23 protein-coding genes are annotated in these 24,677 nt (G+C 53.4%); 12 read left to right on the forward strand and 11 right to left on the reverse strand.

From position 1 onward, the window contains the following. The first annotated feature begins 26 nt into the window (after positions 1 to 26). The 3 genes from RIC29_07180 to RIC29_07190 are packed head-to-tail and all read left to right on the forward strand — an operon-like array spanning position 27 to position 3,993. Positions 27 to 1,262, forward strand: coding sequence for an MFS transporter (locus RIC29_07180; GenBank protein ID MEQ8734689.1), 1,236 nt, complete (start codon positions 27 to 29; stop codon positions 1,260 to 1,262). 50 nt (positions 1,263 to 1,312) lie between these two features. Next, on the forward strand, positions 1,313 to 3,685 hold the full coding sequence (locus RIC29_07185; GenBank protein MEQ8734690.1) for an FdhF/YdeP family oxidoreductase: 2,373 nt from the start codon (positions 1,313 to 1,315) through the stop codon (positions 3,683 to 3,685). Further along, positions 3,682 to 3,993, forward strand: a complete 312-nt coding sequence (locus RIC29_07190; protein ID MEQ8734691.1) for a hypothetical protein — start codon at positions 3,682 to 3,684, stop codon at positions 3,991 to 3,993. The genes RIC29_07185 and RIC29_07190 overlap by 4 nt, the downstream gene beginning before the upstream one ends. 71 nt (positions 3,994 to 4,064) lie before the next feature. Here RIC29_07190 and RIC29_07195 read toward each other — a convergent pair whose 3' ends face one another. From RIC29_07195 to RIC29_07225, 7 genes are all read right to left on the reverse strand, one after another. Continuing rightward, a complete protein-coding gene (locus RIC29_07195; protein ID MEQ8734692.1) occupies positions 4,065 to 5,375 on the reverse strand; it encodes a tetratricopeptide repeat protein in 1,311 nt (436 codons plus the stop codon). 54 nt (positions 5,376 to 5,429) lie between these two features. After that, positions 5,430 to 6,050, reverse strand: a complete 621-nt coding sequence (locus tag RIC29_07200) for an energy transducer TonB (GenBank protein ID MEQ8734693.1) — start codon at positions 6,048 to 6,050, stop codon at positions 5,430 to 5,432. Positions 6,051 to 6,135: 85 nt separating this feature from the next. Next, a complete protein-coding gene (locus RIC29_07205) occupies positions 6,136 to 6,540 on the reverse strand; it encodes a biopolymer transporter ExbD (protein MEQ8734694.1) in 405 nt (134 codons plus the stop codon). 16 nt (positions 6,541 to 6,556) lie between these two features. Then, on the reverse strand, positions 6,557 to 6,958 hold the full coding sequence (locus RIC29_07210; protein MEQ8734695.1) for a biopolymer transporter ExbD: 402 nt from the start codon (positions 6,956 to 6,958) through the stop codon (positions 6,557 to 6,559). A gap of 11 nt (positions 6,959 to 6,969) precedes the next feature. After that, on the reverse strand, positions 6,970 to 7,494 hold the full coding sequence (locus tag RIC29_07215; GenBank protein MEQ8734696.1) for a MotA/TolQ/ExbB proton channel family protein: 525 nt from the start codon (positions 7,492 to 7,494) through the stop codon (positions 6,970 to 6,972). Beyond that, positions 7,495 to 8,862, reverse strand: a complete 1,368-nt coding sequence (locus tag RIC29_07220) for a MotA/TolQ/ExbB proton channel family protein (GenBank protein ID MEQ8734697.1) — start codon at positions 8,860 to 8,862, stop codon at positions 7,495 to 7,497. It abuts the gene before it with no gap. After that, positions 8,859 to 9,671 carry a DUF3450 domain-containing protein gene (locus RIC29_07225; GenBank protein ID MEQ8734698.1) on the reverse strand — a complete coding sequence of 271 codons (813 nt, stop codon included), beginning with the start codon at positions 9,669 to 9,671 and terminating at the stop codon, positions 8,859 to 8,861. The genes RIC29_07220 and RIC29_07225 overlap by 4 nt, the downstream gene beginning before the upstream one ends. Positions 9,672 to 10,058: 387 nt before the next feature. Between RIC29_07225 and RIC29_07230 the strand changes: the two genes are divergently transcribed. After that, positions 10,059 to 10,610 (forward strand): thermonuclease family protein, encoded by a 552-nt coding sequence (locus tag RIC29_07230; GenBank protein ID MEQ8734699.1) that lies wholly within the window; start codon positions 10,059 to 10,061, stop codon positions 10,608 to 10,610. A 21-nt stretch (positions 10,611 to 10,631) separates the two neighbouring features. Here the strand turns inward: RIC29_07230 and RIC29_07235 are convergent, their stop codons facing one another. Together RIC29_07235 and RIC29_07240 are read right to left on the reverse strand one after the other, a co-directional pair. Beyond that, complete coding sequence (locus RIC29_07235; GenBank protein ID MEQ8734700.1) at positions 10,632 to 11,075, reverse strand: MarR family transcriptional regulator; 444 nt, start codon at positions 11,073 to 11,075, stop codon at positions 10,632 to 10,634. A 198-nt stretch (positions 11,076 to 11,273) separates the two neighbouring features. Next, complete coding sequence (locus tag RIC29_07240) at positions 11,274 to 11,684, reverse strand: hypothetical protein (GenBank protein ID MEQ8734701.1); 411 nt, start codon at positions 11,682 to 11,684, stop codon at positions 11,274 to 11,276. Between the two features lie 49 nt (positions 11,685 to 11,733). Between RIC29_07240 and RIC29_07245 the strand changes: the two genes are divergently transcribed. From RIC29_07245 to RIC29_07270, 6 genes are all read left to right on the forward strand, one after another. Then, the gene (locus RIC29_07245; GenBank protein ID MEQ8734702.1) at positions 11,734 to 12,171 is read left to right on the forward strand and encodes a MaoC family dehydratase; all 438 of its coding nucleotides are present in this window, start codon (positions 11,734 to 11,736) and stop codon (positions 12,169 to 12,171) included. A gap of 40 nt (positions 12,172 to 12,211) precedes the next feature. Then, the gene (locus RIC29_07250; GenBank protein MEQ8734703.1) at positions 12,212 to 13,195 is read left to right on the forward strand and encodes a bifunctional riboflavin kinase/FAD synthetase; all 984 of its coding nucleotides are present in this window, start codon (positions 12,212 to 12,214) and stop codon (positions 13,193 to 13,195) included. Between the two features lie 199 nt (positions 13,196 to 13,394). Beyond that, on the forward strand, positions 13,395 to 16,259 hold the full coding sequence (gene ileS, locus RIC29_07255; GenBank protein ID MEQ8734704.1) for an isoleucine--tRNA ligase: 2,865 nt from the start codon (positions 13,395 to 13,397) through the stop codon (positions 16,257 to 16,259). A 20-nt stretch (positions 16,260 to 16,279) separates the two neighbouring features. Then, positions 16,280 to 16,828: a signal peptidase II gene (lspA, locus tag RIC29_07260; GenBank protein MEQ8734705.1), complete on the forward strand. Its 549-nt coding sequence runs from the start codon at positions 16,280 to 16,282 to the stop codon at positions 16,826 to 16,828. Positions 16,829 to 16,835: 7 nt separating this feature from the next. Beyond that, positions 16,836 to 17,390 carry a DUF3035 domain-containing protein gene (locus tag RIC29_07265; GenBank protein ID MEQ8734706.1) on the forward strand — a complete coding sequence of 185 codons (555 nt, stop codon included), beginning with the start codon at positions 16,836 to 16,838 and terminating at the stop codon, positions 17,388 to 17,390. Between the two features lie 161 nt (positions 17,391 to 17,551). Next, on the forward strand, positions 17,552 to 18,538 hold the full coding sequence (locus RIC29_07270) for a hypothetical protein (protein MEQ8734707.1): 987 nt from the start codon (positions 17,552 to 17,554) through the stop codon (positions 18,536 to 18,538). Positions 18,539 to 18,866: 328 nt separating this feature from the next. Here the strand turns inward: RIC29_07270 and RIC29_07275 are convergent, their stop codons facing one another. Both RIC29_07275 and RIC29_07280 read right to left on the reverse strand, forming a co-directional pair. Then, positions 18,867 to 19,874, reverse strand: a complete 1,008-nt coding sequence (locus RIC29_07275) for a hypothetical protein (GenBank protein ID MEQ8734708.1) — start codon at positions 19,872 to 19,874, stop codon at positions 18,867 to 18,869. Positions 19,875 to 19,913: 39 nt separating this feature from the next. Then, complete coding sequence (locus RIC29_07280; protein ID MEQ8734709.1) at positions 19,914 to 21,758, reverse strand: alpha/beta hydrolase; 1,845 nt, start codon at positions 21,756 to 21,758, stop codon at positions 19,914 to 19,916. A gap of 176 nt (positions 21,759 to 21,934) precedes the next feature. Between RIC29_07280 and RIC29_07285 the strand changes: the two genes are divergently transcribed. Next, the gene (locus RIC29_07285; GenBank protein MEQ8734710.1) at positions 21,935 to 23,314 is read left to right on the forward strand and encodes a pitrilysin family protein; all 1,380 of its coding nucleotides are present in this window, start codon (positions 21,935 to 21,937) and stop codon (positions 23,312 to 23,314) included. Then, positions 23,314 to 24,675 (forward strand): pitrilysin family protein, encoded by a 1,362-nt coding sequence (locus RIC29_07290; GenBank protein ID MEQ8734711.1) that lies wholly within the window; start codon positions 23,314 to 23,316, stop codon positions 24,673 to 24,675. Before RIC29_07285 ends, RIC29_07290 begins: the two co-directional genes overlap by 1 nt. Positions 24,676 to 24,677: the final 2 nt, after the last annotated feature.

Raw genomic sequence — 24,677 nt, forward strand, 5'->3', positions numbered from 1 at the left:
ATATGAGAATTTTTTACGGGTGGTTTGTGCTCGGAGGCTTGTTTTCTATCTACGCCATTTCTAATGGCATCTCCAATTTTACCCTGCCCTTATTATATCCTTCATTGATGGATGAGTTCGGCTGGAACGAGGAACAGGTCACACGTCCCGCAGCCGTCAAGTTTCTATTTGCCTCAGTCTACAATCTGGTCATTGGCTTCCTTCTTGATCGCTACGCCCCCCGGCCCATCATGGCGGCTGGCGCCTTAATCATGGTGTTCGGCTTGGTGGCTTTTATCTTCATGGATAATTTGTGGCACTTTACCTTCATCTACCTTTTGTTCGCCTTTGGTCTTTCAATGTGTGGTCTGATTCCATCGATGATGACCACAAGCCGCTGGTTTACCAAATACCGCGGTCGGGCTGTTGGTGTTTTGTTGATGGCCTCCAGCTTTGGTGGAGCCGTTCTACCCCTCATTATAAAAGGCTCCTTAGAGATGGGTGATTGGCGTCAGGCCATCATGATCCTCGCAGCCATTGCTTTTGTGTTTATGTTTTTGCCCGTGCTTTGGCCGTTGCGTGCACGTCCTGAAGATATGGGCACAACACCTGATGGGTTGTCTGTAGCCGAGTCCGAAAGTGCGGAAACAAAGAGGCTCGGCATCGCCGGCGGCGCATCATTGGGTGAAGCGGTGCGCATGCCTATTTTTTGGTATCTGCAGATCGCGACCAGTGTTCTGTGGTTTTGCATCTCCGGGGTTTTACAACACCAAGCTATCTTCTTTAGAGAGCAGGGGCTGAGTGGCGGTCAAATGGCCGAAGTCTTCAGCATCTTCTTCTGGTGCTCAATTATCGGTAAATTTATTTTCGGCTGGTTGAGTGATCATTTCTCCAAATCAAACATCATGTTGCTGGCGATTCTCAATCTTGCTGCGGGCTTAGTGATTCTTCGGTTCGCCGAAGGCGGAGGTATAAATATGCTCTATGTTTATGCGCTCGTGTATGGAATTGGTTTCTCTGGGGCGTTCACCATGATTCAGTTAATGGTAGCCGAACTATTTACTGGCCCAACTTATGGTCGTCTGCTGGGAATTTTTGTTGCGGCTGATACGATCTCGGCAGCAGCGGGCATATCAGCTATTGGTGCCATTCGGGTATACGCCGGAAGCTACATTCCTGCCATTGACCTGATGCTTGCGCTGGCGGCTATCGCCTTATTAGCTGTTTTTGCAGTTAAACGCATCGTTACTCAACGAGAGGCGCAACCTATCGCGGCTGAGTAAGTGTCGGATTTGGATTGCAAGTTTACGCTCTAAGTGGAGATATAAACTCTATGACAGCGCCGTCCTTCAAACCAAAACCGTTCTCAGGGCCTGCGGGGGGATGGGCTGCGTTGGCCTCCAGTGCCACCGCTTTACTCAAGTCCGGGAATCCACTGACCCAGCTTCGGGCGCTGACTCAGGTGAACCAACCGGATGGTTTTGATTGTCCGGGCTGCGCTTGGGGTGATCCCCGCCACGCATCATCCTTTGAATTCTGTGAAAACGGCGTCAAGGCCGTGTCCTGGGAAGCAACATCGCGTCGGTGTACGCCAGAGTTTTTTGCCGACCACCCAGTGTCCTGGCTCGCTGAGCAGGATGGTTACTTTCTTGAGCGCCAGGGCCGCCTTACGCATCCGATGCGCTATGACGAAGCGACGGATCATTATGTGCCAGTTACATGGGCCGATGCATTTGCGCTAATTGCCAAAGAACTTCAGGCGCTTGACGATCCAAATCAGGCGCTGTTTTACACTTCAGGTCGCACCTCAAACGAGGCTGCATTCTTATGGCAGTTGTTCGTCCGCGTTTTTGGCACCAACAACCTGCCCGACTGCTCCAACATGTGCCATGAGGCATCTGGTGTTGCCCTTAAGGAAACCATTGGCATTGGCAAAGGGGCCGTGCTGCTCGAAGATATGGAGCACGCTGACGCCATATTCATCTTTGGCCAGAATCCAGGCACCAATCATCCTCGGATGCTGGGAGATCTGCAAAAAGCGGCAGAGCGTGGGGCAAAGATCGTCACGATCAACCCGCTGCGCGAGCGCGGACTGGAGAAGTTTGCAAACCCTAAAAGCCCGCGCGATATGATGGGTGGCGGCACGTCCCTCACGCATTTGTATCTTCAGCCTCAAGTTGGCGGCGATCTTGCTCTTATTAAGGGTATGATGAAAGTGATTGTAATTGCGGACGAAGCCGCGTGGGCTAACGGTGAGAAGCCCGTGATTGATTGGACCTTTGTTGAAACCCACACGGATGGAATCGATGCACTCATCGAGGACGTGAAAGCCGAGCCTTGGGATCGCATTGTTGCGCAGTCTGGGGTTAGTCAGATTGAGATCAAGCAGGCCGCAGAGATTTATATGGCTGCTGATGCCGTGATCTGCACCTGGGCTATGGGTCTTACCCAGCATGTTCATGGTGTCGAGGCCATTCAAGCGGTCAGTAATCTCCTGCTGTTGCGTGGCAATATAGGTCGTAAGGGAGCGGGACCTTGCCCCGTGCGCGGTCATTCCAATGTCCAGGGCGATCGGACGATGGGTATTACTGAACTCCCGACAGAAGAATTTCTGAATAGCTTGCAGCGGGTTTTTGGATTTAACCCGCCGCGCGCGCCGGGCGTCAATACGGTTGAAGCGCTTGAGGCGATGGTGGCCGGTCGCGCGAAAGTGCTGCTGGCCATGGGGGGTAATTTTGCAGCGGCCTGTCCAGATTCAGATGTTACTTACCAGGCGCTCAAAAATCTAAACCTCACAGTTCACGTCTCAACAAAACTCAACCGCAGCCATGTTATTCATGGCAAACAAGCGCTGATTCTTCCAGCGCTTGGGCGCACCGAGATCGACCAGCAGAAAACCGGCCGTCAGGCTGTGACGGTCGAAGATTCGATGTCGATGGTCCATTCCTCTGCTGGCTTTAACCGCCCGGCGTCAGAACAGCTTCGCTCCGAGCCATGGATTGTCGCCGAGCTGGCGCGTGCCGTTTTGCCAAAGTCTCGTATTACGTGGGAGGATTTTCGCAATGATTATGCGTTGATCCGCGACAAGATCGAACAGGTGTTTGCCGATTTTGAGGGCTTCAACGCAAAAATTCTGCGCGAAGGCGGCTTTTGGTTGGGCAACGCAGCCAAGGCGCGGCAGTGGGATACTCAAAATGGCAAGGCCAACTTTGTTGTCCATGCTCTGCCGGAGCAGACATTGCGCGAGGTCGCGCAAGCGCAGACATCCGAGCGCGTGTTTTCGCTCATGACCTTCCGCTCCCATGACCAGTACAACACTACGATCTACGGTCCGGATGACCGCTATCGCGGTATCAAGGGGCACCGTAAGGTTGTCTTTATGAACCCCGCGGACATGGTTGACTGCGGCCTGAACGATACAGACTGGGTTAACCTCAGCACGGTGGTTACAGACTCGCGCACACGTGTGTTGCGGCAGATGAAAGTTGTGCCTTATGATATTCCGCCTGGCTGTCTCGGGGCTTATTTTCCGGAAACCAACGTGCTGGTCCCGCTCTATGCCCACGGCGCGAGATCTGGAACACCGGCCAGTAAGAATATCCCAGTCACTATTCACCAGGCTGATGCCCCTAATGACCCAACGCATCCACGTGTGACAGGAATCACACTTGGTGAGGCGTCTCGGCCCCTTCATAAATCCTTATGACTCAAAACGCCGACGTGCTGGCCGCACTCCAATACGTTCAAGAGGCGTATTCAAATCTAAACGCAATTGAGGGCGCTGTGTTTTTACAGGTCTGTGCTGATGATGGTGTTTCCCTGCATACCTTGGCCACGCGCATGGCACTGGGGCAAAGCTCTACGATGCGCCATGTTACCTCGTTAGAGGGAGGCGGGCTGGTGGCTGTTTATGCGGCAACAGAAGACAGCTTGAGGAAAACCGTCCATCTCACCAATGCGGGTAAAGATTTTAAACGGGGCCTCTTTGAGAAAAGGAGTGCTTTGGCCTTTTGAAAAGGCGAGATAAAAAAACCGCCGCCAGTTGCCTGACAGCGGTTTCATCTCTTGAAGATATGCCGTGTCAATTAAGAAGCGGCGGAAGCGATCTTCTGATCGAGGAATTTGATCCACTTCTCGGAATCTGACTTTGTATTTTTGTAGCGGGCAGAGCGCTGCATGGAACGTTTAGCGGCTGCGAAGCGCTCCCGTTCCAGTTGGGAAATGCCGATCAACATCCAAACCATGCCTTCGTCATCATCGCTGAGACCCTTTTTATCGAGGCTCTTCTGTAATGCTGTTTCAGCGTCGGCCCATTGCTCATCCTGAAGATATGCCTGACCGAGGCGGTAAGACAATTTGCCGTCGTCAGACCGGTCTGCCGCTTCCTTAAGGGGGGGGATGGCTTTGTTGAATTCGCGGGAGTTGAAATAAGCATTGGCGAGAACTTCTAAGTTCTCGGGCTTCCGTTCAATTGTTCCGGCAGAGAACCCACGTTGCATCACTTCAGCAGCTTTGATTGGGGTCTCGTGGAACATGTACATACGGGCGAGGCGAACAAGCTCGGACTCTTCGGTTATGAAACCCTGTTTGTCGGCCATAACCAGAACCGCAAAGGACTCTTGATCTTTACCCAACTCACCATAGAGTGCGGCCAATTGCAGAAAGTAAGTCTTCTTGGTGGGGAAGAAATCAACCATCACTTCAAGCAGGTCTGCACCACTGACGTAGTCTTCAAGCTCAAAGTAAGCTGCGAGCAAGAGTTGGTACCATTGTTCGCGGGGTTCCGGCTCCAAATCAATGGCTTCAATCACCAAGGGGATTGCCTGACGATATTGCTCGGTCTGGAAGTAGGCGTTTGAAAGTAAAACCAAAGCCGCAGCATTAACGGTTTCTGCTTCGCGGCGCCATTCTTCCAGGATTCGAATGGCGTCCTGGTAGCGTTCGACGACCATATATAATTGCCCAAGATTGTACTTGGTGGATGTCACCTGGCCTTGCGGTAAGCCAATACCTTCGCTGGGATTGCTGAGGTTGATCGCATTCTGGAACGAGTCGATGGCACCAGGGTAATTTTCTTGCTCAGCGTAGAGATATGCGTAGGTCATCCAGACTGAAGCTTTTTCGTATTCGTTGGCCTTGTCATCAGCCAAGGCTTCACGAAGTTGAATGTCAGCGGTGGCGTAATCCTTAAGCTCAATGGCCTCCTGCGCCGCTGTCAGACGGTCGAAGGTTGGCTTTTTCATCGATTGAACTTTGATGGTATTTGGCTTCTCAGCCGGTTCATCCTGGGCGTAAGCGGCGTTGCCGGTAAACACCAGCTTAGGATAGTCCGCATCGCTTGCGCCAAACATGACGGCAAAGCTGACAACTCCTCCGAGAACGGTCTTAATGCTCATTGGTCTTAGCCTCCTTTGTGCGACGGTAACCGCCGCGAATCATATTTGTGGCGCTTATTGTTCTAGCTCAAACGTAATAACGACTTGGTTATTATAACGCCGGGCTGGGCGGCCATCGACGATTTTTGGCTTATATTTCCAGCGCGAGAGGGCGCGTTCGGCTGCCCGTTCAAAGTATCCGCTTGGCTCTGCAGCAATAACCACAATGTCTTCAACACCGCCGCTTTCTGTAATGGTGAAATCCAACTGCACCCAGCCGTTAATCCCACGAGACGCGGCCCGTTGCGGATATTGCGGTGGCACACGGACCAGGGGAATGGCATCCCCGTCTGTTGGAGCGGAAAGACCTGAGCGATCAAGGTTAAGGCCACGACCCAGGGCTGGCGCATTGATCCCGACGCCGCCCGAATCTGGGGCGGTCGTATTCGCCAGGTTCATCGGTGGCGGTGGCGGTGGTGTATCCGGCTTGTCCGGACGCTCAGGAATGGCGCGGTCTTTGGCCTGAACGGTCTCATCACGTTCCACACGGGTGAAATCAATTGCAGCGCCCTGAACTTCTTCGGTCATGGCGTCCATGCCGTTATTGATGAGGTAATTCATCAACCAAAACAGAGCAATGGTAACGATAACGGCTAAAGGGATGCTCATCCCGATCCGCATAGTGTTGGAATTCATCGCTTACTCCCTATCTTTGGAGAACCGTTGTTTATAAGACGGTCTCCGGAGATGGATCCTTGGATCTGGCGGACCACTTTGTGGCTTATTCTTTTGACGTCGAAATCGCTGTTGCCGGCGCTCCGGCTTGGCGCACCTGGTCCATGACTTGCATCAGAACACCAGATTTAGATTTTTGGTCCGCTTGGATCACAACAGACCCAAGCGGGTTTTCGGCCAGAAGTTTCTCAACACCGGCACGCACGGCAAGGACGTCTGTTTCTTTGTTGTCCATCCATACGGAGTCACCGGGGCCAATGGCGATCAGAATGCTGACGCGGCGTTGATCTTCTGCCGTTTCAGCATCTGGGCGTGTAATTTCAAGGCCAGCTTGTTTAACGAAGGTCGCGGTAACAATGAAGAAGATCAACATGATGAACACAATGTCCAACATCGGCGTCATATCGACGGCGGCTTCATCTTTTTCTTTAGCTGCGAGACGGGATGCCATAGGTTTCCTCCGTTCTCTATTGAAGTTCGGCGATGGAAACCCCAGCCGCGCCGGCAAGGCGCGCCTGGTCCATCACACCGACCAATAAGTTGCTTTCCGATTGCGGATCCGCCTGAACAACCACTGAACTGTCAGGGTTTTCAGCAATGAGTCGTTCCACGTTGGCGCGCACGGCACGAATATCGATGTCACGTCCTTCCATGGAAATTGTGCCGGTCTCTGAAATCGAAATCAAGATCGTCACATTTTGCTGTTCTGGCGGAGGTTGGTCGGAATCGGGACGGGTAACGTCTAACCCGCGTTCATTGACGAAGGTTGCGGTAACGATGAAGAAGATCAACATGATGAACACAATGTCCAACATGGGTGTCATATCGACTTCGGCCTCGTCTGAGCCTGCCTTATGCCGTTTTGCCACGAAGGCCTCCCTTAGTGATCAAGCTCAAGGTGGTCAGCCACCTCAAGCACTTCCGTTTGTGCCCGACGGGCGAGGCGGAAGCTGAAATACAAACCAGACAGGGCGGCGACCATGCCCGACATTGTCGGAATCGTTGCTTTAGAAACGCCGCCAGCCATGGCCCGAGCATTAGAAGAGCCTGTGATTGCCATAACGTCGAAGACTTCGACCATGCCTGTCACAGTTCCCAGCAACCCAAACATGGGGCACAGGGCCACCAGGGTGGCGATGAAGCCAAGCCCCATGGTGGCATTTTCCCGTACTGTCGAGATCAACTGGTTACGCACCTGATGGGCGTACCAAGACTTATGGTCTGATCGCGCATTCCATTGGTCAACAACGTCTTTGACGACCTTCTTGTGGAACACCGCGAAATAGATGAACCGCTCCATAATCAGGGCCCACATAAAGAATGTGATGACCATGATGGCGTTTAGGACCGGTCCACCTTTTTCGAGGAACTGCTGGATCTGACTAAAGATGTCAAAATCGCCCATTTAGGACCTCTCGGCGTGGCTCGCGATGATTCCCGCGCTTTGCTCTTCAAGCACTTCAATCACGGCCTTGGAGCGGCCAGATGCGATGGAATGCAAGAGGATCAGCGGGATGGCGGCAACCAGACCAAGAACGGTCGTGATCAGCGCCTGAGAGATACCACCGGCCATCATCTTCGGGTCACCGGTACCGAACAGGGTAATCGCCTGGAAGGTCTCAATCATCCCGGTCACAGTCCCGAGCAAGCCAAGCATTGGTGAAATGGCAGCCAGCACCTTAATGGTGGACAGCCCGCGCTCAAGACTCGGCAATTCCTTAAGAATGGCATCGTCGAGTTTGAGTTGTAGGTTCTCCACATCCATCCCACGGTTTTGCTCGTAGGTCTGCATGATGCGGCCCAGCGGGTTGTTGGTGTTGGCAGAAGAACTCTTCTTCTGCGCGCTCACCTTTGCCCCTGTAAGGGACAGGCTGACAATGCGTACCAGAGCCAAGGCAACGCCTAGAACCAACAGCGTGATGATCACGTAGCCGACCAAGCCACCTTGATCGATGCGTTCTTGCAAGGATGGTGTCTGAACCAAGAGGCCAAGCAGTGCCCCACGTGAGGGGTCAACTGCGGCTGTCACAACACCCGATTGAGCGTTGTAGGTGTCTTCACCAGCATTGACAAACATAGCACCGGGTTGGCGGGCGAGTTCTGTGAGACGCTGCGTTTCCGGCAAGTAATCGACGAACTTTCCGTCAGAGAGGGCTGTAAATGGTCCAATCCGGACCACTGTATCCACCTCTTCATTGCCGTCCACCGTCACAACAGGAGCTTGGTAGCGGACTACCTGACCTTGTGCGATGGCTTCCTGCGTCAATGTCGACCAAAGCGTTATGAGTTGCTCCATTTGGGGCAGTTCTGTGCTTTGTGCTAATTGATCAATGGCGTCTTCACGTCCAGGGTATTGCGAGCTGATCAAGGATTGGCGCAGCTGACCACGGGTATCCCCGGCGACCTGACGCACAACACCGAACAGTTCACCAAAGGCCCCAAGGCGCTCTTCAAGAACTGCTTCCAGTTCAGCCAAACGAATTTCGTTCTCTTGGAAGCTCGCTTCGAGCTGTTCACTCAGGTTTTCTTCGCGAACCACAGCCGCCTTGGCTTCGTTCAGCAGGCGCTGCTGGTTAGCTTTTTGTTGTTGGAACTCACTAATCCGGTTTTCGTTGGCCCGGTTATCGGTCGTCCGACCCTGTTGAACGCGGCCTAGCAGCTCTTGCAATGACTGCGCGGGGGCGGATTCTTGAGCAAATGTGAGAGGAGCCGTTGAGGCCAATCCAGCGGCAATAACCGCGGCAGCTGTTAAAGTCTTGGTGAAGCGGTTCATTGTGCATTCTCCGGAGCATCGATCGGCAATATTAGGAGGTCAGGTGCAGCCTGCTCGCGGGCAACAGACAGAGCTTTTTTCACTGAGGAAATAAAGCTGGTGTCGATGGCTTCCCATGTCCGATTTTTCTGGTTCCAGCGGGCAAGCTCGGCATCGTCTAATGTTTTATAGAACAAAGCCACACGGCCAACGCGAAGGAAATCAACCGTCAACTGACGACCATCAGTTGTATTAACTGTGCCGCGAACGCCTTCAATGGTCCGACCGTATTCATTTTCGATCTGATAGGCTTCGAGCACCCGGCGGAATTTTTCAGCTGGGCTGGCATCGGCGCGTTGCATAAGTGCTTGCAGGTTTTTAACGCGATTGCGGCGCTCTTCAATAAGGAAGGGGACATCCAGCTCAACAAAGTCTGCCAAACCATCAACCATACGCAGCATCAAAGGCACAACTTCACGGTCAATTGTCGTTACGCGGTCAATGTCACGTTGAACAACAATAATTTCGGCGTTCTGAGCATCAATCAACTCGCTGAGTTGTTTGTTGTAGACGCGAAGCGTGTCCAGTTGCTGCAGAACAGCTTTGTACTCGGATTCGAGATCAGCAGTTTCATCATCAAGAGTGTTGATGCGCTCTTGCGCCGTAACACCCTCGGCCTGAGCCGTTTGGACTTCCCGGATATTTGATTCCAGAGCCTGAGCGCGGGCGTTTGACAAGGTAATTGGTGATAAGACCAGTGCCAACGCGAGGCTGGAGGCCAAAACAGCCCCGTTACGGGCTGACAATAAATTTTCGATAGCGTTCCGCATGTGTGCGGTCCCCTTTTCCCTAACAGTGTTTACCGAATCTCGCCCTTTGTAGAGAGGTCGTTATGATTCGCACAAAGCTGACCACAATCCCCTCGTGATCAGCGCGACAGTATCCATGGACCACCGCCCGCATATGAATCAACCATTTATTCGTGATGCGCTAAGCGAATCGCTTTAATTTCACATCGTTGAACGAAATTTGCAGTTTTAAGACCAAATCAAGAGGAAATATTATGTCGTTTGGAGCCTATGAGACTGCATGGTTTTAAGACGATTCGCTTGCAACGTTCCTTGGAGACGGAGTGTTATAAGCTGATGAAACATATCACTCACAGGTGAATCGAGCATGTACGTCCAGCTTGTGAACATTGATTAGGTGAATATTCGATGCGTAATCATTTTTTTAGCGCGTTTAATCCTTTTTTACAGCGAGGGATTGTCGGCCTGATGGTGGTCGTGTGTGGTGTCCTGTTTGGCTCCATAGCGGGACTCGGGGGCATCCAGCAGGCCAAAGCCGACGTTTCTGGTCCGGTTTGTGTTGAAAATGGCAGTGTGATCTCGGTCAATGGGCGGCGTCATTCTGGAACCTGCGTCGATGGCACGGTTGTGCGGCTATATGGCGTCAAAGCCCCTCCTTTAGACCAGAACTGTCAGATTGGCGGCGATGAAGTCTGGCGTTGCGGGCTGGCGTCTGCGGCGGCCTTGCTCCAAGCGGTGCAAGGGCGGCAAGTCGAGTGTCGGGGCAATTCCAACGACAATAAAGGCCGGCTCGTAGCGATTTGTTTTGTGTCGGGACGCAGCCTTAATCAATTTATGGTTGAAATGGGCTGGGCAAGCGCGGATAAGGCAGTTTCCAGCATGTTCCTGGACTTCGAGGTTGAGGCACGCGCCACCAAACGCGGACTGTGGAGCAGCAATTACCAGCCTCGATCAGACTAAATTATGCTGCCCAAGCGTCATTTAAGCTTGGTTTTCAGAGGATTTGAGATTCTCGATCATTTTACCGATGAGATGAAAGGCCATATCCTGCTCGCCGCCTGAAAGCCCCGCCAGGGCTTGTGTCGGCACGTGACGAGCGGTTTCCATCAAGTCATCCTTAAACCCTATAGCGCGGTCGGTCAGGTAAATCCTGGCCCGCCGCTTATCTGAGGCATCCGCTTCCCGTCGTATCAGACCATCCCGCTCCATGCGATTGAGTGTGTTGGCCATGGTGGGTTGTTCGACATTAATGCGCTTGCACAGGTCAGCTTGGGTGAGGCCATCTTGTTGATACAGCATAACCAGTGCCGGAAACTGGCCGGGCAGCACCTTGTAAGCGGCCATCTCCGACTCCAAGACGCGATCAAACAGCCGGCTCAGCAGGCCGATTTGATATCCCAAGGCATCTTGTCGGCGTATGGCCATGGTCTGCTCCCCCTAAAGGCGTTAAAATGTATCTGGAAGTCCGCTATAAACGAGTCGGCCTCCATTTCATGTTCTGGAGTTTTGTAACTCCATCGCATGCCCCGGAATTCTGAGAACTCCATTGCATGCAATGGGTATTAGCTCAGCTAGATCAGGTTGAACATCCCCCAGTTGCCGCGAGTTGTTCGGAGCTTCTGATTAGTCCGCAGGGCGGCTGTATCCTTTACGGCTCATGCAACTGGCAACCAGGGCGTCCTGTAAATTGGTGGCGTCTGATCGCTCACTGATGGCCATGGTGTTGTCACCGCGTGGATTAAACGGTCCCGGGCGTTCCGCAGATTCCGTGCCAAAACCTGGGCGCTCTTCACGGCGCAGGATCAGCGTTGTTTCTTCTGCCTGCTTTCTACATTGGGCATAGTCGGCCCGCGTAGAAGCCTCGTTTTTGTTTGCTTGCCGCCATCCGCCGACGGATGCGGTGCATGCTGCCAGGCTGCACAGGAGCGTAAAAGCGACTATGCTCTTTCTAAACGCGTCGTTGGACCAATCGTTTGGCTCACCGTTTCTCTTGACCGCGTCCTGCCGACCTGATTGTTTGCCGCTGAATATCATCCGCTTAACCCTTATGAATTCTTATTTGCATTTCGAAAGGCATTCTCGCATGGCCCAGGACGGCTCGACCACCGGATACTTTTTTGAAGATTTGAACGATGGCATGTCTGCTGCGTTTTCCAAAACAGTCACTGACGCAGATATTCTGAAATATGCTGAGATTTCTGGCGACACAAACCCCGTGCATCTAGATGCGGACTATGCGGCGACCACAATGTTTAAGGAGCGGATTGCCCACGGCATGCTGACGGCTGGTTTTATCTCGGCTGTTTTTGGTACCAAGCTCCCTGGTCCAGGTTCGATTTACGTTAATCAATCTTTGAAGTTTAAGGCGCCAGTCAAAATCGGCGACACGGTTACCGCCACCGTTACCGTCACAGGCAAGGTGCCGGAAAAGAATTTTGTTACGTTTTCTACGGTGTGCACCGTCAATGACAAACCCGTATTGTCTGGCGAAGCCACGTTGATGGTTCCCACAAAGGGATAACTAAGGCTAAAGCACGCAGCACCCGCACCTGAACCCCGCCATGCGACTGATCAGATACATCCGTGACGTGCCCGCAGCCTTAAAAGGCGGCGTGGTTGCGCTCGGTAACTTTGATGGTCTTCATCGTGGCCATCAAGCCGTGATCAAGACCGCGCGATCGATTGCCAACGAGAAGGGCGTGGCTTCGGCAGTGATGACCTTTGAGCCACATCCCCGTGCCTTCTTCCAACCAAACCAGGCGTCTTTCCGCCTCAGTCCATTGCGTGCCAAATGCCGTCAGATGCGTATTATGGGCGTTGATTTTCTTTACATGCAGCGGTTCGATGCTGCGTTCTCCAGCCACACTGCAGATGAGTTTGTGGACGCATTCCTGATCAAGGGACTGGACGTCTCTCATGTGGTTATTGGGTATGATTATGTCTTCGGCACCAAGCGCGGCGGCAATGCGGCTTTCCTGAAACAGCGTGGACAGCTGGCTGGTTTTGGGGTGACGGCCGTTGAAGAATTTCGCATTGATGCTACGGCCCAGGTGTCCTCAACGGCCATTCGAGAATTTCTTTCGGAAGGGGCGTGCCAGGCGGCAGCGCGTTTGCTGGGCCGCTACTGGGAGATCGCGGGCCGCGTTCAGCATGGCGATAAACGCGGTCGTCAACTCGGCTTTCCCACCGCCAATGTGCCTTTAGGGGAACACCATCATCCCCGCGAAGGTGTGTATGCGGTTCGCGCTGGCATCGATCGCGGGGGTGAAACGGTTTGGTACGATGCGGTCGCTAACTTTGGCCGACGCCCGACGTTTAACAAGTCTGATGTCCTCCTAGAGGTACATCTCTTTGATTTCGATGAAGACCTTTATCACCGCAACCTCAGAGTTGGTTTGATCGAATTTATACGTCCAGAGCAGAAGTTTGATGGCCTAGAGGCGCTGAAGGCGCAATTGGATCAGGATTGCATTTCAGCGCGTGCGATCCTCAAACAGCGTGCGTTTCCAGAAAACCCCCATCCTTACGTTGCCCTAGGCGAATAGGGGTTTCTAGCCTCTCCAGCGATAACCGCTCCCTTGCTTCACCGCCGTCGCCCTGCTAAATCCCCAACTATGATATGCACGCACCTCATTGCGCCGATTGCAGAGCGAATTATTACCCCGGTCTTGTAAGTCAGGACCGGCTCATTCTGTGCGTCTACTCTTCTCAATAACATATTATACTTAGTTGGACTCTGCGATCATGACAGATTCAAAGTTACCCCCAGAAACACCCTCAGGAAACACCGGCGAAACGGTCGATTACAAATCCACCGTATTTCTGCCCAAAACCGATTTCCCTATGAAAGCCGGTTTGCCCACTCTTGAGCCGAAGCTGCTTGAGCGCTGGGCCGACATGAACCTTTACGGGCGGTTGCGCGAAACCTCCAAGGGCCGCGAAAAGTTCGTCCTGCACGATGGCCCGCCCTACGCCAACGGTCACCTGCATATCGGCCATGCCCTCAATAAAATTCTTAAAGATGTCATCGTCCGCGCGCAGCAGATGATGGGCTTTGATGCCAATTATGTCCCAGGCTGGGATTGTCATGGCTTGCCCATCGAGTGGAAAATCGAAGAGGGCTACCGCAAAAAAGGCAAAAACAAAGACGAAGTCCCCGTGCTTGAATTCCGGCAAGAGTGCCGAGAGTTTGCCGCCAAGTGGGTTGAAGTTCAGAAAGAAGAATTCAAACGTCTCGGCATCACCGGTGATTGGGACAACCCCTATACCACCATGAGCAATCTGGCCGAAGCCACCATCGTGCGCGAGTTGGGTAAATTCGTGATGAACGGCGGGCTGTATAAAGGCTCCAAGCCGGTCTTGTGGTCGGTGGTTGAAAAGACCGCCTTGGCCGATGCGGAAGTCGAATACGCCGATCACACCTCGACAACGGTGTGGGTGCGTTTCCCGATTAAACAGTCGTCTGTCGAAGCTCTTGAAGGTCACGACATCGTCATCTGGACCACAACACCCTGGACGCTGCCGGGCAACCGCGCCATCGCCTATGGGGCTGATATTGAGTACACGGTGATCGAAGTCTCTGCCGTGGAGAAGGGCGCCATGGCCAATGTCGGTGATCGCTTTGCCGTGGCTGAGGCTCTGCTGGAGCAAACCCTTGAGAAGGCGGGTATCACCGGCCACGAAGTGCAAACCCGCGTTAAAGGCAGCGATTTCGATGGCACCATTTGTCGTCACTGCCTGCATGAAGACGGCTACGAATTCGACGTTCCTTTGCTGGAGGGGTCGTTCGTTACCATCGAGCAAGGCACCGGCTTCGTGCATATTGCGCCGGGCCATGGCGAAGACGATTTCCTGTTGGGTCAGGAGGCCGGGTTGGAAATCCCGGACACCGTCAACGGCGATGGTGTGTATTACGATACGGTTCCCATCTTTCGTGGACAGCATGTCTTCAAGGTTAACCCAGCTGTGGTGGACTCGCTTAAAAACCGCTGGCGGTTGTTGGCTGAAGGCAAACTGGACCACAGCTATCCACACTCATGGCGCTCCAAAGCGCCATTGATTTTCCGCAACACCCCCCAGTGGTTCATCTCCATGGACACCAACGGCCTGCGCGAAAAGGCCCTGAAAGCCATCGACGACACTCAGTGGGTGCCGGCGCGCGGCCGCAACCGCATTCATGCCATGGTCGAAAGCCGCCCGGATTGGTGCGTCTCACGCCAGCGCCAATGGGGTGTGCCGATCACTGTGTTTGTCAGCAAAAAAACCGGCGAAGTATTGCGCGACGCGGCTGTGATTGAACGCATCGCCACCGCAGTTGAAGAAGAAAGCTCGGATACGTGGCTGTCTTCAGACCCGGCCCGCTTCCTTGGCGACGACTACAAGGCCAACGAGTGGGAACAGGTCCAGGACGTGGTCGAAGTCTGGTTTGATTCTGGCTGCACACACGCCTTCGTGCTTGAGGCGCGGGACGATCTTCAATCCCCGGCTGATCTCTACCTTGAAGGCTCTGATCAACATCGCGGTTGGTTCCATACCTCTTTGCTGGAGAGCTGTGGCACGCGCGGGCACGCTCCGTACAAAGCCGTGCTGACTCATGGCATGGTTCTTGATGAAAAAGGCCATAAGATGTCCAAGTCTTTGGGCAACGCAGTCGAGCCGGAAAACGTCATCAAACAATCCGGCGCCGATATCTTAAGACTCTGGGTGGTGGCGTCCGACTACAGTCAGGATTTATCCATCGGACCAAACATCTTGAAGCAGATGTCCGATTTGTATCGTCGTCTGCGCAACACGTTTCGTTACCTGTTGGGCAACCTCAACGGTTTTACCGAGACAGAGCGCGTTGCTGTGGCTGACATGCCCGAGTTGGAGCGCTGGGTGATGCATCGCCTGTGGCAGATGGACAAGCGGATCCGCGAGGCTTGCACCACATACGACTTCCATGGCCTGTTTAACGAGTTACATCACTTCTGCGCGGTTGAGTTATCCGCCTTCTACTTCGATATGCGCAAAGACGTTGTCTATTGTGATGCGCCGGACAGCCTGCGCCGTCGCGCCGCCCGCACGGTGCTGGATACGCTCTATGACTGCTTGGTCAAATGGCTGGCGCCGTTCATCTGTTTTACAGCCGAAGAAGCTTGGCTGGCACGTCATCCAGACGATGACGGGTCTGTACACTTGCGCCAGTTCCCGGATGTGCCGGACTCTTGGCGGGATGAGGCGTTGGCCGAAAAATGGGCCAAGGTCCGTCGCCTGCGCCGTGCCGTCACCGCTGCCATTGAGAAAGAGCGTGCGGCAAAGCGCATCGGCTCCAGCTTGCAAGCGCACCCGCATGTCAAAGCGCCAGCGGATATTATCGCCGCGTGCGCCGGCCTTGATATGGCTGATGTCTGCATTACTTCTAACATAACCTTGGTCGAGGGCGCGCCGTCGGAGGGTGATTTTGTATTCGAGGATGTTCCCGACGTGGGTGTTGTTGTCAATCTCGCCGAGGGCGATAAATGCGCCCGCTGTTGGAAAGTATTGCCGGATGTTGGCACCCATGCTCACCCTGATGTCTGTGGACGCTGCTCGGACGCCGTTGAATCACAATCTTCAGCAGCAGCCTGATCAACGGTAGATTGCAGACCATGCGTTTTGGCCTTCTCATTGCCGGTCTGATTTTTGTAGCCGATCAGGTTTCGAAGTACATCATGGTCGAGTTGGTGTTCCGGCCCGAGGGCGTGACTGAAACACCGTTCTATACGTCTAAGTTGATCGAGGTCTTGCCGTTCTTCCAACTGCGGATGGCCTGGAACTTCGGGATCAGCTTCAGCCTCTTTAACTCCGGCACGGCCACGACCATCGCTATATTGGTTGCCTTGCAGCTCTGTATCGTCGGGGTCTTGCTATGGTGGTTGCGCACGGCTCAAACGCTCTGGATGAAGTTGGGCATCGGTTTTATCGTCGGCGGGGCCTTTGGCAACATCGTAGACCGTCTGAATTATGGTGCCGTGGCCGATTTCCTGGATGTTTTTGCCGCCGGATATCATTTCCCGACCTTTAACTTGGCAGATTCAGCCATTACAGTCGGTGTCGGATTTTGGTTGCTTGACGCGTTCATGGAGCGCAAACACGCTGCTGCCACAATTGACGCGAATGCTACCACAGGCTCTGATTCTAAAGTTGACCCAAAATGAGGCCCCTATGACTGCCATCTTGAAACACACAGCCCTGGCCGCCGTTGCGCTCTTGGTCCTCAGTGGATGCGACGATACCAAGCGTGCCCTCGGCATTGATAAATCTGTGCCGGATGAGTTTGCTGTTGTTCGCCGGGCACCTCTGGTCATGCCGCCGGACTTTAACCTGAAACCCCCCGCCCCTGGTTCGGAACGGCCACAGGAAGGCACAACCTCCGAGCAGGCCCGCAATGCTTTGATTGGTAATAACAGACTCGACGGTTATCGTGTGCGTGGCTTTAGCCCTGGCGAGGTCGAATTGTTGGCCGGGGCCGGCGCGGATCAAATCATTCCCAATATCCGTGATACCTTAGACCGAGAAACCTCGGCCTTCGCGAAAGAGTCCAACAGCTTCACCGACCGTCTTGTTTTTTGGAGCGACAATCGCCAATTGGGCACGCCTATTGATCCTGTGGCTGAGCAAAAACGCTTGAACGAAAACCGATCCCTCGGCAAGCCGGCCAATGAAGGTCCTGTTCCCGTGATCTCCAAAGGCGGATCGTCTGTGCTCGGGATATTTTAGGGCTATTAGGACAATAATACCTAATCACAAGATATGGGCTTTATTGCTAGAGAACGTATAGATTTATGCTATATTTTGTGTCTAAGGTTGATAGTCTAAAGAAATTTTGATAATATTCATCCTTAAGTTGTTGGCTTGAATGTAAACAAACTAAGGTTCTGATGGCGTCTATAACTAGGCAACAGCTAAAACAACGGCTTCCCCGCTTTGCGAGAATTTCGTTTGTTGATGTATTTTCAATAGTTGGCACCCTAGCAAGTGTATCAGCTCTAACTCTTGTATTTTTGAATGTTGATGAGTGGAGTAATTCCACAAAAGACATAATTTTTATCAGTTATTTGTTTTCGATAATTGTTTTTCTGATCGCGTATATTTTAATCAAGGAACATAAAAAGCTTCATAGGTATGCGCAAGCGGCATTCCACTGCCACTATATTAATCACGTCATTAGAGATTATCTTAGTGATCTAAGGTTGGGTAGGCAGTGCGATCTAAAAGTAAATTTAATTGAGATACTAGATTCAGTATCAACTTGCTTTTCGATATTAACAGGACGGCGATGCAGAGCGTCTATCAAAGAGGTTAAGTCAGATCTAACTATCGTTACTGTTTCGAGGGATCAACTTTCGCCAAATATTTCAAACTTAAGTGTGGTGCATGAACTAGACGAAAATACAGATTTTCATGATATTTGGTATGGTGTTGGTGGTCGTATCAGGTATTTCTTGGGAAACAACCTGCCGACACTTTGGCGTGACGATCAATACAAGAATACCTCCTTTGAGATTTACGGAAAGCCAGATAAATTTAACTTGCTTGGCTTTTCTTTTGTTCGACATTGGAACCTTCCCTACAAGAGTACTCTTGTATGGCCGATAAGGTACATACCAGACTACCAGCATTGGCCTCCCCCAAAACCGGGACTAAGTCATACTAATTCTACAGTGCCGGATGATCGTGATGTTCCTCATATTTTGGGCTTCCTATGCATTGATTGCGTTTCCGCTAGTGCATTTGATGACGTCTACTGTCCAGAGTTGGGTGGATCTTATGCTGATGCACTTTACACACTTTTTTCTCAATCTAATGAGCTAGAGAAACTGCGTAATACTAAGATAAATGCCGGTGAAAGTTCGCCAGGTGAATAGCCGGTGGTGGACAGCAATTGATGATTATGTATGGACAAAGACTGATATGAGCGACTATGACACACAACTTGTTTTGGGGGAGAAACATGGCAGAGGTTGATATGAATACAGGCAGACCCGATCCTAGTGCTACCACTGGTCCTGGAGAAGTTTATTCGACAACGGTGGTTGGATCGCCGGATGGGAATAATTGGCGCGCTTCAATAGGAGTTAGCTCAAACTCTGGATCAAATTCGGTTACCGTTAGAGTTGGTAGTTTATCTGATTTGGTAAGGCGACTATCAAACTTAGATATTGCTTCCTAATATTATACACTCGTAAGCTGGTGTCAGCAAACTAGCATATCGTTTTCAAAAATCATCTGCAGCGCACCCGAGCCAGGGTTTCTGACCGTAAAGGCTTTGACCTCGCCTAAACCGGGAATGTTGTAAGTGCTGATTGGGGCATAGACTTCTGCACCCAAGTCAGCGCTGGCGCGTTGCGCATAGCCCACGTCTTTGACTTCGAACATCTGCGCGATGTACCCCGTGTTCGGGGCGTGTGCGTCGGGTGTGAGGTCGTGGCATTCATAATTCAGCGGCATCGACAACGCGATTTTGCCGAACATGTGATTGCCTTGCATAAACTTCACAGCGGTGCGGCCGTCTGCCGGAATGTTCAGGAAGTTATTTTGCTCGGGCCGGTCGAGAATTTCATCAATCAGCACACCGCTCTTTAAAACCTTTTCATAAAACGCGACCGCCTTATCAATATCGGTTGCGCAGTGCGACGTTGTCACCACAGGCGTAAACCCTGTGGGTGTGCGGCCATGCTCTTTAACATAAGCCCGCATCTGGCCGACCCGGGTGTTGGGGTCGTCACCAGTGAGTTCCACCAGATTGATGGCCACAGAATCTGGCCCATCAAATACGACTTCCGTTGGCGCGCCCTGCGCGCCGGTCATTTCGTAAAACGTGGGCTCCGACCAAAACCGAAACCCTTGTGCTTGCAGCTTCTTGGTATCAGCCCGAATATCATCTGTGTAAAAGTTGAGGTTGACCAACCCAATGGCCCGCGGCGCATTGATCGGGCGAATGTGTTTCTTTTTCACATCGCCAAAATCGAGCAATAGAACCCGTCCAACCGGGCATCCGGGGAGCTCGCAGAACACTGCCGTCGCAGAGGAACCGCTCGGCAAATGCCACAGGGCTTCAAATCCATCACCGGACCATGTCTCAGGCGCATGAGCGGTCAGCCCGATTAAATCACGATAGAAGTGCAGAGAGGTCTCCATGTCTTCAACGCCGATCACGGCAACGCTGAGGGGACTTCCCTCTGGTGCAACAATTTCTCCCATCTCGACTCTCCTATTTAAGTGATCGTGGTGTTGGCGGCGTTAACCCATATGCCGACGCACAAAAGTGCCGATGCCACCAATGGCGCGCCGACCATCTGTGATCCAATCGGCCATCATGTGCCAGACATGAAACATGCCCGGCCATTCTTCTAATGTCACCTTTACATCATCGGCTTTGGCGCGCACCGCAAGCTTGCGACTGTCATCCAGTAAAACCTCGCGGCTTCCCACTTGAATCAACAACGGCGGCAGGCCCCGCAGGTCCCCATAGATCGGCGAGATCATGGTGTCTCTTGGATCGTAGCCGTTCAAATAATCCTTCGCCGCGCGCAGCAGACGTTCTTGTGTGGTAATGGGATCATCCTTGGCTTTGCTGTCCATGGTCTCGCCGTCGCAGGACAAGTTGACCCAGGGCGATAGCGCCACCAGCGCTGCCGGCTGATCAATGTTGCGTTCTTTCAGCGTCAATGCCGTCGAGATCGCGAGGCCGCCGCCAGCGGAATCGCCAGCTATGGCAATGCGGCCCGGTTTAAAGCCTTCTTTCAAAAGCCACCGGTAAACGGTAACGCAATCGTCCAGTCCATCTGGAAAAGGGTTTTCCGGTGCCAGCCGATAATCAGCCATCAGCACGCGCGCGCCGCAGGCCATGCTCAGATCAGCGGCAAGGCGTTGGTGTGAGGTCAGACTGCCAGCGCTGAAGCCGCCACCGTGCAGCAGCAACACAACGCGGTCCTCGTCCGTGCCCGCAACGGTGACCCAGCGCGCTGGCACGCCGCCCGCATCAACATCTTCAATGGTGGCGTCGCTTGGCATTTCAAATCTGCTGAAAAACCCATCCACAAGCGCACGCATGTCTTCGGCTGTATCTGAGGGTTTATCATCCATAAAGGCGTAAAGGCGCGTCAGTGTTGCTGCAACGTCTTCCTCCGTTGTTTGTTCATTGGCGGTGTCTGGAACAGGCGTATTCCTTCCTGGCCCCTCAAACCCACGCGCAGTTGAGGTGTCCTCTGCACCCATCAAGCTGCTGATGAAGCCGCCCGATGTATCACCTGTCCTGCCACCTGCTTCTCCACTGGTCGCAGTCCCTGTTCCGGTCATGCTTTGTGCAATGCGATTGTACACAAAGGCGAAAAGTGTGGTTGGAAAGAGTAGGACCATCAGGCTACCAAAGGCTCCGGCCACGGTGCCAAACACAACGCCGGCACTTTCCGCAACGCCCTCAGAGACCACGCTAAAGACCGAGGCTAAAACGAGGGCAATCAATTGCAGCGGCATCATCAAGAGAATGGCCGCGAGAAAACTGAGGATAAAAATCGCCCCCATACGCAGTCCGAGGCCCGTGGTTCTGTTCCACGCTTCACCAAGCGAAACAGGTCTGTCTGTTGCGGCCATGGCCAGCACCAAAGACAAACGGCAGGTGGCAGAGACTATGGCGACGGCCCACGCCGCCATCAGCAATGAGGCCAGGGCCTGGGCCATCGCCGCATCCTCAGCGGTGGCAGCTTCCACCAGCGCACCAATGAGAAACCCACCGCCACCGCCGACAGACAAGACAATCAAAACAATAACGACCTGCCAGAATAAAAATTTGGTCTCAAGGCCGGTGAACGAAAACAGCTGCCGCTGGCTCAGGGTTTGCTCGCCCAAAATCACCATGCGGTACCAGGTCACGGTGAAGGGCATGAAAACCAACGCGCCAAAGATGTTCAGCGCATAAAAGGCCGGACTGCCGATCACCGTGAGATCAATCCCCATCAACCAGACGGCCAGATTCGCGATTACGGTGAGACCCATGGGAATAACGGCATAGGTCAAGGCGATACGCCGCCGCGCCCAGCAATACTCCAATATTTCGCCAACGGTTTTAAACACCGGTAAGTCCATGGAAGCCCCATTTTCTGTGTCGTTTGGGGGACACTACAAGCCTGCCGCGTTAATGTGAACGGGTGTTAATCTTGGCAGTGGTTGACCCTCCGGTCTCGGAGGTCCACATAAGCTTATGAAAAGCCCTGATGAGGGCTCTGGCATTGATGTTGGCATTGATATTTTGAGGAAAGCCCATGCGTTTATTCGGTGTATTTGGCAATTCGGTTGCGAGTGCGGTTGCGAGTGCAGTTGTTTTTGCCGCTGCGTTTGTTCTCCCGGCCTTTGATCGGCCCGCTCAGGCGGATGTGTTTGGTGCTGAAACCTTCATGCTCGGGAACGGCATGCAGGTGGTGGTGATTCCCAATCACCGGGTGCCCATTGTCAGCCATATGGTCTGGTACAAAGTCGGCTCTGCCGACGAAGAACCGGGCAAAGCGGGTATCGCCCATTTTCTTGAGCATCTGATGTTTAAAGGGACACCGACATACCCCGCGGGTGAGATCACCGATTTGGTCGCGCGCAACGGGGGGCAGCAAAACGCCTTCACGTCCTACGACTATACGGCCTACTACCAAAACATCGCCGTTGACCGCCTGCCCATGATGATGGAGCTGGAAGCGGACCGCATGCGCAATCTGATTCTCAGCGAGGAAGATGTGCGGGTCGAACGCGACGTGGTTCTCGAAGAGCGCCGCATGCGGGTGGATAGCCGTCCGGCATCCATCTTGTCAGAGCGCCTCGATGCGGCCCTGTGGGTGACCAACCGCTACGGTACGCCGGTCATCGGCTGGGAAGAAGAAATCCAAGCGCTCAATCGTGAAGACGCGTTTGATTTTTACCATCGCTGGTATGCCCCTAAGAATGCGATTCTTGTTGTCGCCGGGGATATCACACTCAAAGAGCTTCGCCCCTTGGCAGAACGCACCTATGGCAAAATCGAACCCGTCGACTCCGTCACCAGCCGTGAGCGCTCGACCTTCTTGCCGCAATCAGCGGATGTGCGCGTCACCATGGAAGATGAGCGTGTGCGTCAACCGCGTTGGCAACGCACCTATGTTGCACCCAGCGTGAATGTGGGGAACCGAGAGCAAACCTATGCCCTGCAAGTGGCCAGCGAAATTCTCGGTGGCGGCTCAACCAGCCGCTTGTATCAGTCGCTGGTGGTGGGCCAGGCTGTCGCTGCGTCGGCAGGCGCGTTCTACATGGACGACATGGTGAGTTGGGGACGTTTTGTATTGTCCATCTCACCAAGCCCCGGGGTCGAAGTTACAGACCTCGAAGCGGCCATTGATGCTGCGTTAGCGGATATTGTGACCAACGGTTTTACAGAAGATGAAGTGGAGCGCGCCAAGACCCGTCTTCAGGCCGAAGTGATCTACGCCAAAGACTCGCCCACCGGCGCGGCCCAAACGGTTGGTTCGCTTCTCGCAGTAGGCTTGACCCTCGAGGAAATTGAAGCCTGGCCAGAGCGTGTTGCGGACATCACGCTCACGCAGGTGAATGAAGCGATCCGAGACTTGTTGTCTGAGTCGCCCACTGGCACCGGCATCTTGCTGCCAAAGGGAGATGTCTGATGAACGCGCTCACTCGTTTCTCTGCAACACTTGCTGCTGCGCTGATCAGTTTCACACCGGCGGCGTTTGCCATCGATGTTGAAGAAGTCAAAACGCGCGATGGCATGACAGCCTATCTGGCAGAAGATTCCAGCAATCCTTTGATCGCCTTCAGCTTCGAGTTTCGCGGCGGTTCCAGCATCGACCCGGATGATAAACTTGGCTTGTCCAATATGGTTGCGGGTTTGCTGGATGAAGGGGCTGGGGATCTCGACTCCTTCGCGTTTCAGTCCCAACTGCAAGACATGGCAATCCGTTTGAGCTTCAGCGCCAGTAGTGATTCCTTCTCGGGTTCGCTGACCACGATCAAAGCCAATGCGGATAAAGCGTTTGAACTCCTTATCCTGGCGCTCACCCAGCCCCGGTTTGATGAAGAGCCGGTCGAACGTATTCGTCGGCAGATTCAGGTTGGTCTCGCGCGCCAGGCAGAGTCGCCACAGCAAATCGCCCGGGACACACTGTTTAAATCCCTATTCCCAAATCACCCCTATGGTCGTCCCGCTGATGGTACACCCGAGACGGTGCAGGCGATCACAGCGGACGATTTAAAGTCTTACACCGCGCAAAGGTTTGCCAAAGACCGTCTCATCATTGGTGTGGCGGGTGACATCTCGCCGCGCCAGTTACGCAAACGCTTGGACGAGGTGTTTGGTCATTTACCCGATAGCCTGCCTACCGACTGGCGGGTGCCAGAAACGGAGCTCACATTTGCAGGCACGGTTGTGGTTGATAAAGCTGTGCCCCAAAGCACCGTTTATATGGCGCAGCCTGGTCTCGCCCGCACTGACCCGGATTGGTATGCCGCCTTGATTGCCGATTACGTTCTTGGCGGCGGATCTTTCGCCTCCCGCCTCATGGATGAGGTGCGCGAGAAGCGCGGCTTGGCCTATGGCGTGAACACCAGCCTCGTGCCTTACGAGTCCGCCCCCATGATCATGGCCTCCGTCGCCACCCGCAATGACGCGGTGGCCGAGAGCATCGCGGTCATTCGCGATGAATGGCAGAAATTTAAGGCCAGCGGCCCCACGGCAGAAGAGCTGGATGGTGCGAAAAAGTATCTCACCGGTTCCTGGCCGCTGCGATTCACCTCTTCCGACCGCATTGCCAGCATCCTGGTGGCCGTACAGCGCGATGACCTTGGTAAGGATTTCCTGGATCGCCGTAATGACTTCATTGAAAGCGTCACGTTAGAGGATGTGCGCCGGGTATCGGCTGAGTTGTATCAGCCCGACCAGCTTTCGGTCATTGTGGTTGGGCAGCCTGAAGGTTTGGAAGGTGCGGTTATGTTAGATGCGGGTGCCGAGGCAGCAGCGGGCGGTTAACC

It is taken from the genome of Rhodospirillaceae bacterium (assembly GCA_040219235.1).
In the GTDB taxonomy this organism is placed as follows: domain Bacteria; phylum Pseudomonadota; class Alphaproteobacteria; order Rhodospirillales; family Rhodospirillaceae; genus WLXB01.